6 protein-coding genes are annotated in these 10,717 nt (G+C 56.1%); 2 read left to right on the top strand and 4 right to left on the bottom strand.

All coding sequences use genetic code 11. The features are described 5' to 3' along the window. Positions 1–619 precede the first annotated feature (619 nt). Both EXQ56_14165 and EXQ56_14160 read left to right on the top strand, forming a co-directional pair. Positions 620–1,657, top strand: coding sequence for a hypothetical protein (locus EXQ56_14165; GenBank protein ID MSO21568.1), 1,038 nt, complete (start codon positions 620–622; stop codon positions 1,655–1,657). Between the two features lie 258 nt (positions 1,658–1,915). Continuing rightward, positions 1,916–2,158 (top strand): hypothetical protein, encoded by a 243-nt coding sequence (locus EXQ56_14160; protein MSO21567.1) that lies wholly within the window; start codon positions 1,916–1,918, stop codon positions 2,156–2,158. 78 nt (positions 2,159–2,236) lie between these two features. Here EXQ56_14160 and EXQ56_14155 read toward each other — a convergent pair whose 3' ends face one another. From EXQ56_14155 to EXQ56_14140, 4 genes are all read right to left on the bottom strand, one after another. Next, positions 2,237–2,488 carry a carboxypeptidase regulatory-like domain-containing protein gene (locus tag EXQ56_14155; protein MSO21566.1) on the bottom strand — a complete coding sequence of 84 codons (252 nt, stop codon included), beginning with the start codon at positions 2,486–2,488 and terminating at the stop codon, positions 2,237–2,239. 592 nt (positions 2,489–3,080) lie between these two features. Further along, positions 3,081–5,018 (bottom strand): hypothetical protein, encoded by a 1,938-nt coding sequence (locus tag EXQ56_14150; protein MSO21565.1) that lies wholly within the window; start codon positions 5,016–5,018, stop codon positions 3,081–3,083. Between the two features lie 24 nt (positions 5,019–5,042). Continuing rightward, positions 5,043–8,156, bottom strand: a complete 3,114-nt coding sequence (locus tag EXQ56_14145; protein ID MSO21564.1) for a TonB-dependent receptor — start codon at positions 8,154–8,156, stop codon at positions 5,043–5,045. A 77-nt stretch (positions 8,157–8,233) separates the two neighbouring features. After that, positions 8,234–10,180 carry a hypothetical protein gene (locus EXQ56_14140; protein ID MSO21563.1) on the bottom strand — a complete coding sequence of 649 codons (1,947 nt, stop codon included), beginning with the start codon at positions 10,178–10,180 and terminating at the stop codon, positions 8,234–8,236. Positions 10,181–10,717 lie beyond the last annotated feature (537 nt).

The raw sequence follows: 10,717 nt of genomic DNA, 5'->3' as shown, positions 1-10,717 counted from the left end.
TTACCAACTTTGGTTATGAGTTGCCGCTCGGCGCAGGCAAATTGCTGAGCGGATGGCAGGTGAATGGCATCATGACGCTGCAAGCTGGCGTGCCGTTCACGCCGATCGTGGGCTTCAACCGCTCACGCAATCGCGATGCCCGTGCGCCGGATCGTCCCAATCTGGCAGCGGGCGCCAGCATCAATCCCACCAGCGGCGGCTCGCTCGGCTGCACGCTGGCCGCGGGCGACGCGAGGCAAAAAGTGATCGCGCCAGGCACAGAGTTGCGGACGCCGGTGATGTGGTTTGACCCCTGTGCGTTTTCTTTGCCCGCCGTGGGCACTTTCGGTAAAGTCGGCCGTAACACGGTGGAAGGTCCAGGCATCGCGGTGGTGGATTTCTCGGTCGTTAAGAACACGTCGTTGACCGAAGGTCTGCGCGCCGAGTTTCGCGCGGAGATATTCAACCTTTTACACCGGGACAATTTTGGATTACCGGAAGTTCAGTTGTTCGATGCCAATGGCCCTTATCTTCCGACCGTAGGGCGCATCACCTCCACCATTACCACGGGGCGCGAAATCCAGTTTGGGTTGAAGTTTATTTTCTAAATTGAGAAGTTCCCATCGCAAAAGGAGAATTCATGGACCGTAGAAATTTTTTCATGAAAGCATTCGCCGCTGGAGGCACCGTGGTCGCGGCGCACAGTGTAGCGACCAGCGTGGCCAAGGCCCAGAAATGGGGCGGAGCGCCCGAGACGACGGATCACACCGTTATCAATGACGGACATACCGGGCAGTGGCCGCATTGGCCGTTTGAGGAAATTCGCATCCCCTACGACCAGCGCTTTGGGAAAGTGAAGTGGCCCAACAACGAGAAAGTCTGCTTCTATATGTATGTAACCGGCGAGTGGAGCGGGCACCCCCAGTTTCCCGGAACCAAGGCCGTGTACAAGCGGAACCTGCGCCTGGAGTCGGAGACAGGTCAGTATGAATTTAATGTGGGAATCCACCGCGCGCTCCGTCTGCTCGCAAAGCATAACATTAAGGTCTCCTTCGCGCCGCACACTGGCATGGTCGAGCGATTTCCGGAGATCTGGCGTGAAGCCGTGCGCAACGGACATGACATTACCGCCCGAACCTACACCGGCGAGCCGACGACGGAGATGAGTCCCGCCGATGAGAAGAAGGAGATTCAGCTCGTTACTAAGATTATTGAGAAAGTTACCGGCAAGCGCCCCGTGGGCTTCAACAATCCCGGCGGCGTATGCACTGATCAAACACCGCATTTCCTCGCTGAGGAAGGCTACCTCTACATGAGCGGACTGAAGGGCGACGATCTGCCGTACGGAATCAAGGCGCGCAATGGCAAAGTCATCGTGGTAGTCGGCAGCCGCCACACGACCACCAATGACAATGCCTTGTTCGGCGAGCGGGCTGATCGTGGCCCGCGGGAAGCGCTGCAGTTCATGAAGGACACCTTTAACGCCTATTACAAACTTGCTCACGAAGAATGGCCGCAGGCCATGAACTACGGCATCCACCCGCAAAAAGGTTGCATGCCGGAGCGCATCGGTTTCAATGACGAATTCCTCGGCTACATCCGTCAATTCAAGGACGTCTGGTTCGCGCGCTACGACGAACTCGCCGAGTACTGGCTAAAGAACTACATCAACGTTTAGTGCTGGGTGTAGTGTCTGACAGTAAACATCGTTCCTGAAAGTCGGCGCGGTAATCCGAATCGTGGATTGCCTGGGATCTGCTCAAAGTTAATATCAAATGGGGGACATGGCCAACGTTATTTATTGGCGTGTCCTCCTTCTGCTTTGGTCCCACCAGCCCAGACTGCGCCTTAGAGAGCTGGGAATGGTGGTTTCTTGTTTGGATCCCAATGCGCATCGTAAGTATGGAGGAGCATCGAACTGGCAGCATAGTGAGACATGATCATCGCAATCGCCAATGTGTTTTTTCTGCCAAACAGTCGCTCCGCGTCGGCGAAAGTTTTGGCGGAGACCTTCGGTTCCCGGCGAAAGTGCCAGCAGCTGCGTGAAATTTCGCGTGGACAGCGGCAATTCCTTGACCGAATTGCCTTCCATCACGCGGCCAAGGGCGGCGCTTTCCGTCTGCAACAGCGGAACGGTGGCGGAGACTTCGATCCGCTCGTTTACGGCGGAGACTTGTAGGCTGGCGTTGACTGATATGCGCTCGGTAACGTTTAGCACCGCCTGGCGAACGACGGTGGCGAACCCCGCCTGTGAAAACTAGATCTCATAATTGCCCGGCGGCAACAGCGGAAACGTGTACTGCCCCGTTGCTGACGTGCTGACTTCGCGCTGATCTCCCGAAGCCACATTCCGAATCACCACTTTCGCTCCCGGCACGGTTGCCGATGTCGCATCCGTTACCGTTCCGCTGATGGTTCCCGTGGTCTGAGCCACTGCAAGGGAAAGCGGGACGGAGAGTAGAAAAATCAATAAGCTTGCAGTCCTGGACTTCATGCCAAATTCCCCCATGAATGGACATCGATCATCAAGAGCCAATTATGACGCACCGACCCTGCGAGGCACAACCACTGCAGTGTCTCGAGGGAATTGCTGCCCATTGCAACCGTGCTTGCTGACAGCGTGCGGCCAAGGAAACAATGCCCGACTCCTGTTTGCATTTTGCAGTCGGAGCAATGTAGATTTCCGCTGGCCAATTCTGCTGGAAATCATTAACGTTCCCGCTGTCATTCGGTGGGACTCGTACACTTCCAAGTTCGAGTATGAAGAGTGCTGCCCGGCCAGCATGGATATCCCGTGGGTATTGCCGGTATGCTTCTGTTCCTAAATCGGTTAGGTCGGTTCTAGTAGGAGGGATTCCGTGTTGCGAAAGTTCTAAAGGTGTCCACGATGGCCAGCCAAACTTCTTATAATCAATGCTACTTCCGCCCGCAACCATCCCGTTAAGGTTATTGGAGTTCACTGGAAGGTTAAGAAAAAGACGCGGGGCTTGCGCCAATAATTATCCGCAGGACACGCGCAGCATATCTACATGGTTCTCTGCTTACTCTACTTGGCGAGTTCCGATTCATCTGGCACAGGAGAGAATACTTTCAGCCGCAGGCTAGGGTTTCTGGTAGCCCACGGGATTCACCGCGTTCTCCGCAGCGAAAGCTCGTGAGGCAAACGCGAATTTGCCTCCCACCATGGTTGCCAGCACTTGAATCTTAGCGACTTCTTCTTCTGGAACCGTCAGGTAGTCGCGGTCAATCACAATCAAATCGGCGAACTTGCCCGGTTCGAGTGAGCCGATTTCTTTCTCCTTGAGTAAATAATATGCTCCCCATGCAGTGATCACTTTCAACTCGCGCTGGCGGTCCATGCGCTCGCCGGGGGCATGGACCTTTCCGTTCTTGTCCCGCCGGGTGAGGTCATAGGAGAGTACGTCAAACATCGTTCCTCCGTGCTGACTGAGAGGCGTGTCGGTTTCAAAAGAACTTCGGATTCCGGCATCGGCCAAGCTCCTGCGTGGCACCACCCAATTGGTGTACTCCTCGCCATACTCTTCCGCGACCTCAGCAGAGTGCTGATAGTGGAAAGTCGATGATCCGCTGGTGAGCAGACCCAGCCGCTTAATGCGCTCATATTGATCCGGACGCGGCGCCAGCGCCATGTGATCAAAGGCGTGGCGCTTGGCATGAATCTGTTCTGCCGTAAATCCAGCGTCTTTGCTGGCCGCCTCGATGATGTCCATGTACTGGTCAATATCCTTGTCGCCCCAGGTGTGCATGGTGGCCACGCGCAGCCCGGAACGGATGATGTCATACATCAACTTGTACCCAGTTTGTTTGTAGTCTTTCGACTGGGGTGGAGCAAAATTGCAGGACTCTCTGCGCTTCACTTCCGGCTTAGCATTGATGGTGGTGCAAGAGCCGCCGTTTTCCACCGGCCAAGCACCCACCAGCCACATATGATCCGTCCCGGTCCCCTGCATCGCCGCCAACGTTTCGAGCACCGACATCGGATAGTCCGGGCCGAGATACGCCCACCCGGTGCGAATCGGAAATTCTCCGCGCTCATCCAGATAACGGAACGCACGCAGCGCGGCGGGAGAGTAAGCTCCTGAGCCAAACGCGGTCATGCCGATACTGGCCCAGTATTCCAGCTCCGCCTTGTATATGCTGGCTAGTAACGGCACGTTGCCTTCCATCAGGCTGTCGGCGTCCACATAGCGCTGTAGATCAGTGCCGCCCATGCCACGCTCGGCGATGGGCGCGCGATCCTCCGGCAGCAGATAATCGAGCTTCGGCAGCACGGCCTGCAGCGCCTTGGTGTTGACAATCGCGCCGGTGCCCGCGCGCACGATCACGGGATTGTTCGGGGCCACCTGATCGAGAAAGGATTTGGAGATGACCTTGGGAAACTCGCGTCCCAATTCGTCGGCGTATTGTTTCAAGTAGCCGCGCGATCCGTAAATGCGCACCCACTGGCCGGGCCTGGCCTTGGAGACCGCCTCTTGCACCGTCTGCCGCAGCAGTGCGGCCTGCTCGCGCGGCGTGCCGGTCAGATAGCGGCTGACAATCACGTCATCCTTCACCACCGTACCGTAGGCAACCGGGCTGATCATGGCCCAATCGGCGGGGTGCTCATGCGAAGCAATCAGACCCGGCAGGACCGTGCGGCCTTTCAGGTCAATGCTCTTGGTGCGCGGTCCGGCCAGTGCGCGCATGTCGCTGTCGGGACCCACGGCGAGTATCCTGCCGCCACGCACGGCGATGGCCTGAGCGATGGTTCCCAGATTCGTGGTGAAGTCCGAGTTATCCACCGTGACCACTTTGCCGTTGTACAAAACATACTCCGGATGGAGCGTCAGGTCCGCGGGCGTGATGGTCTGCGCACTGCCCGATTGAATGGTGAAAAACAATGCGACGATCATCAACTTGAGTAACTGAATCATGATTCCCCCCGTGGCATACGGACTCCTGCGGGCGCAGCGCCGTGGCGCATCGGTATCTAATGCTGGTCCATGCGAAAGAATATGTAGCTCTTCTGTAAAAATCATGAGCTATTCAATGTAGTAATGGGTCTAAAAAAGTATCTTCAGGCCAAATTGCACTTGCCTGGCCGACGTCGACGTTTCGGTCAAGACTACTCCGCTATCCGCGGTTATGGGTCCATCCGGAGTCTTGAAGTTGGCGCGGTTGATAATGTTGAAGAGCTCCGCCCGAAACTGAAGATCGACACCTTCCCGCAGGGAAGTATTCTTCAACAATGAAAAGTCCATGCTCAAGCGCCCCGGTCCGATAAGCGTGTTTCTTCCGAGATTTCCGAAATATCCTGGTTCGGCAAGGGTGAATGCCGAGGTGTCGAAATATTTATCCGGTCCGCCTAGCACCGGATTATTCGACGCGCCCGGAAGCAGATCAGGCCGATCCGCCAGATTGCCACTCCGCGAGCGGTCCAATGTGCCGACGGTTGCCGTGAAAGGCGGGCCTGAATTCCCGGAGACAATTCCCTGCACCTGCCAGCCTTCGAGAATCTTGCCGGCAACTCCGGAAACGCCGCCGCCGATCAGCCGCCCGGAACCGAACGGCAAGTCAACAACGTAAGAAAGGCTGGCGGAATGGGCGATATGCATGCTGGCCAGACCACGATCGCCTAACCGGTCGTAAGGATTCTGCCGCTGCCGGGTAGAGTTTGCGAAATCTCCGCCGATGGTGCCGGAACCATCGTCTACGTTCCGGGCGTAGGTATAGTTTCCTCCGATCTGAAATCCATTAGACAACCGCTTGTTGGCGCTGACCTGCAGGCTGTTATAGAAAGCCCGACCGGTCCATTCCAGGATGGATGTCCGCGTCCAATTGGGATTGCGGAAGGGGCGACCAGCGGGGAAAAATATCCGCCCGTTGGGAAGGAAATCGGGAACTCGCGTGTTCACATCATTGGCAACGGCCAGGTGATAACTGCGCGACCCGATATAGGCCGCCGTGAGCACGGTGGAGGCCGCAATCTCCCGCTGCACAGACACGTTAAACTGCATGACGCTCGGAGTGTTGGTATTGAAATAGTCGGTGGCCACCGGCGACAGCGAAGCAAGCGCCACAGGCCCGCTGCCAAAGGCATTGGGATACTTCAAGTCGGCGGTCCGAATATCCGCCGTCAGGACCAGCGGCGGCACGCGCTGGTTGTCGTAATAGAGAGGATAGATCTGGTCATGCAGAAGCGCCCAGCCGCCGCGTAGCGAGGTCTTTCCGTCTCTCATCACGTCCCAGGCAAACCCGAACCGTGGCGAGAGATTTCGCAGCGAGGGATTTTTCTCAAAGACGCGGTCTGTGAGAATCCCGTTGGGGGAGTCTGTCTCATCCCAATTGCGGGGAATGTAGGCCAGCCTTGGCCCGGTGGCTTCGGTTGGGTTGGAGATGAATTCATAGCGCAAACCAAGATTCAACGTGAAGCCTGGCCTCACCTTCAAATCATCCTGGAAATAGAAGCCAAACATGGACTGGCGATAATGTCTGCGCGTGTCGTTCGACCCGGGCACCACGCCGGTGAAGGATTGAGGAGCATTCCGCAGAAGATTGCTAAGGGTAGTGAAATTGAATGTCCCGTTCAGCCGGAAGTCGCGTTGAAACCCCCAGAGATATCGTCTCCCGATGAATCCCGCCTTAATCGCATGAGAACCACGGCTCCAGTTCACGTCATCAGAGAAATCGACAATTGTTATTGGATGGTCGAACGGCTGCTGATTGCCGCCTCCAATGCCCGCCAAGCCGGTGGTTGTTACGTTTCCCACGGGCCTGCCTGCATAGAATTTCAGCGCGGGAACATCGAACTCACGGCTGCCGGAATAGCGTGTCCGGTTGAGCGCGGCTCTGGCGATATTCACAAAATTACTGGTTAGCAGCTTGGTTTCCTGCAGCGTGAAGTACTGCCCGCGCACGCGCAACGGAAGACCGTAGCCCGGCAGGTTGCTGCCGAAGAAAGGCAGTTCCCGCTCGCCGTCGTCGATCGTATAACGGCCGAATAGAGAGTCGGAGTCGGAAAGATAATAATCGATTTTTCCGGTAACGTAACTTTCATTGGTTGTCTGCTGGGCGTCGCTGGCGAACACCCCAGTGCCGTCCGTGTTGATTCCCCGGTTGGGCAGGGGAAACAGACCGAGCACCGGCTGAATCAGTGGATCAACCGCAACGGTAACATTATTGGGTAGGAGGCCGCGCTTGGCCTCCTGCGTCGGGACGAAGGCAATCGAAGTCAGCCCCAAGCCTTCCCGGAGTCCTTCGTAGGCGGCAAAGAAGAAAGTCTTATCGCGACGGATGCGCCCACCCGCGGAAGCTCCAAACTGGTTCCTTCTGAAATTCGGTTTCTCATCATCGAAAAAATTTCTGGCGTCCAAGTTGTCATTCCTCAGGTACTCAAAAAGCGTCCCGTGGTAGACATTGGTTCCGGATTTGCTGACTACGTTGATGACGCCGCCAGCCGCGCGTCCGAACTCGGCGCTGTAATTGCTGGTTAGCACCGAGAACTCGCGCACGGCGTCCAACCCCAGAAATTCGCCGGAGGCTCCGGCCACGCCCTTGCCGGTATTGTTCATGACGTCGATGCCGTCCAGCAGGTAGGTGCTCTGATTGGGCCGCGACCCGGAGATGGAAATCTTCTTCCCCGGACCCGCTGTCGTGGAAGTCGAGGTGGTCGATGCCAAAAGCACGCCCGGCTGGAGGGTGGCCAGTTGGGTTAAGTCCCGGCCATTGAGCGGGAGCAGTTCAATGCTATTCTCATCCACCAGGCTGGCGACCGAGGAGTTGGTGGTCTCAATCAGCGGGGCCTCCGCGGTAACTGAGACTCTCTCCGATACGGCGCCAACGCGCAGGGTCATGTCGAGGACAGCTTCTCTTCCCACCGTCATGGTGATCCCAGTGCGCACTTCGGTCTGAAAGCCCTCCAGTTGCGCCTGAACTTCATAACTCCCTGGAGGCAACTGCGTGATGCGGTACTCCCCGCCGGCGCCCGTGGCAACAGTCCGTGCGATTCCGGTCCCAACATTTTTAGCGACAATGCTGGCATTGGGCAAGACCGCGCCTGACTCATCGCGAGCCGTGCCAAGAATTGTGCCTGTTGTTACCTGCGCCGTACCAATCAATGCCTGACTAAAAAAAATCGCGGCCGAAAGTATCGCTATCAAGGTTCGGAATAACATCATGACCCTCCTGATAAAGAACGTGTTAGCGCTCACACACTCGGGTTCCTCAAAACAAAGTTTGTGCGAATGTAATTACTTCACCACTTCCCTTCGACGCCGCCCAGTTCAACAGCTGCGCCTTTCGCCTGCATTCCGAGCTCCTTCGCCAGCGAGGGCGTCAAATGCACAACCTTATCGCCAACGACTGTCATCAGAATGCGAATCTTGTCGATCTGATCCTCCGGAATTGTCAGGTAGTCCCTATCCAGCACCAGGAAATCCGCCAGCTTGCCCGGTTCAAGAGAGCCCAGGACATTCTCTTTCAGCACGTAGTAGGCGCCCCAGATGGTGGCTGTTTTCAGCGCCACTTCGCGGCTAATCTTTTGGTTGGGCGCATAGACCTTGCCGTCCTGCCCTTTGCGTTGGATCGTCCATAGCAGGTCGATAAAGGCATTCTGATCGGTAAGCTCAATTGGCTTGTCGATCTCAATCCCGCTCATGATCTCAGACTTGACCAGCGCGCCGCGCGGCACCACCCACTCGACCGCCTGCTCGCCGTATTCCTTCATCCACACGCCGGAGCTGCCGTGGATGTACATATTGGTGCCGCCGGTCAGGAATCCCAGCTCTTTTAGATAGGGGATCTGATCCGGACGGGGCCACCCATTCATGTGATCGGCGACATGCCGTTTGGAGCGAATCTCTTCCGGCGTCAGTCCCCCAGCCTTGCTGGCCTGAAGGATCATGTTCATGATATGGTCCATGCCCACATCGCCCCATTGGTGGCCGCTCATGTAGCGCCCGCCGTATTTCACCAGATTCCATGCAGCGCCATCTTTTTCAAATCCGCCTTTACATCCTCCTCCGGGCGGCAGTGTTGCAGGACGACGCTCATCGGGGCCTCGCTGAACCCGCGACCGCAAGCTGGTGCAGCCCGCCCCTTCATCGCCGCCGATGCCCGTTCCGATATACCACATGTAATCGGTGCCGGTTCCCTCTCGCGTGGCCAGATCGGCAATCAGGAATGGATCTTTGAAATCCCGCTCCACGGCCTCGTCGGGAATGGCTCCCCAGCCCCAGGCCACTCGATTAGCTAGCTGGTCTCCGCGATCGAGCAGACGAAACGCCCGGATTACTTCCGGGTAGTGATAGAGAAAACTTCCAAAGGTGGTCTGGCCCTTCGCCGCCCACCACTCAAGGTCCAGCCGAATGATTTCGCGCCAAAGGTCCGGCCTGCTCTTGAAGACAACTTCTGGAAACATGGTCCGATAGACATTGCCCTGAGGAATGCCGTCATCTTGCGCAGCTTCGGCTGCTGCCTTCAACTCTCCGCGATCAGGAACATTCGGGGCAGCGGCTAACAGCATGTCAATGGCCTTCTGGTTGATCATCTCCTGTCGTCCCTGGCGAAGTATCGCTTCGCGCGAACGCACCATCACCGGATTATTCGGAGCCAATTTGTCGAGTTGTTCCTTGGTAACATATTTGCCGGCCCAGAAAACGTTGGGATCCTCCGACAATTGTGTCATGTCCCAGATGAACATGATCTGGATGAATGCTCCCGGTTTGGCCGCGCGAACCGCTTCTTCGAGGACCGCGGGCAATTTCTTGTATTGTTCGAGCGGAGGACCGTAAATCGCTCGGTTCACCATGATGTCTGGAGGGACAACTTTATTCGTGATCATGGGAATCACCGGCGCCCAATCCATCGGATGGTTATGCACCATAATCATTCCGGGAATCACCGTTCTCCCGCCTAGGTTGATTTGCTTTGTCTGCGGACCTGCCAATGCCCGGATTTCATCATTGGTCCCCACCGCGAGAATCTTGCGGTCTCGGATGGCCATTGCTTGCGAGGTTGCCCCCAGATTGGAGGTAAACGAGGCATCGCTGACCGACACAATTTTTGAGTTGTAAATAATCGTTTGGGGATATCCAAGCAATGCCGCAACTGTGCGTTGCTGACCCTGAACTCTGGGAACGAATAAGATCATTACTGCAATAGCAACTCGCAAGTATCTTGTCATGGTTGACCTCCGGTTCATGTGCCGACACCCGATTGAATCTGCAGGCCTTGGAGTGCACTGCTCATCGACTAGCCGTATTATACTCCAGCGTGAAGGCCGATTATCATGGAAAATCGGCCGGAGAAAGTTGTCTGTGATGGATATCCAGATCACACGGCAATCACTTTCGTCGCAACGCCCCCACCAGTTTCTCTTGGCCCAATCGCTTTGGGACGCGCGAGCTGCAGTGTTGCCGCCCCATCCACATTTAGTCTGGAATTCTCCAAGTTCGAGTATGGATGGGGTTGCCCGGCCAGTTTGGATGGCGGCTCTAAGAATGTCGATATCATGCTGTATTCACAGCAACTCTAAGGGTTCTAGCAAGGCACGTTTTTAGTTGTGAAAGTTCTAAATGTGTCCACGATGGCCAGCCACTATTTTGAAATCGCATACCTATATCATTGGCGCTGTTCATTGAACATGGGCATCGTCGTTATTGTGTGAGCGGGGCTGAGAAATTGTCTCGAATTCTCAGGCCCCGCTTAAACGGCCCGGCTGGGAAAAAATCAACCATTC

The sequence above is a fragment of the Acidobacteriota bacterium genome (assembly GCA_009691245.1).
GTDB lineage: Bacteria > Acidobacteriota > Terriglobia > 2-12-FULL-54-10 > 2-12-FULL-54-10 > SHUM01.
This window is presented reverse-complemented; position numbering and strand designations above follow the sequence as displayed.

Coding starts and splice junctions, on each gene's coding strand:
- EXQ56_14165 (MSO21568.1), top strand. CDS start 620: ATGGACCGTAGAAATTTTTTCATGAAAGCATTCGCCGCTGGAGGCACC.
- EXQ56_14160 (MSO21567.1), top strand. CDS start 1,916: ATGATCATCGCAATCGCCAATGTGTTTTTTCTGCCAAACAGTCGCTCC.
- EXQ56_14155 (MSO21566.1), bottom strand. CDS start 2,488: ATGGGGGAATTTGGCATGAAGTCCAGGACTGCAAGCTTATTGATTTTT.
- EXQ56_14150 (MSO21565.1), bottom strand. CDS start 5,018: ATGATTTTTACAGAAGAGCTACATATTCTTTCGCATGGACCAGCATTA.
- EXQ56_14145 (MSO21564.1), bottom strand. CDS start 8,156: ATGATGTTATTCCGAACCTTGATAGCGATACTTTCGGCCGCGATTTTT.
- EXQ56_14140 (MSO21563.1), bottom strand. CDS start 10,180: ATGAACCGGAGGTCAACCATGACAAGATACTTGCGAGTTGCTATTGCA.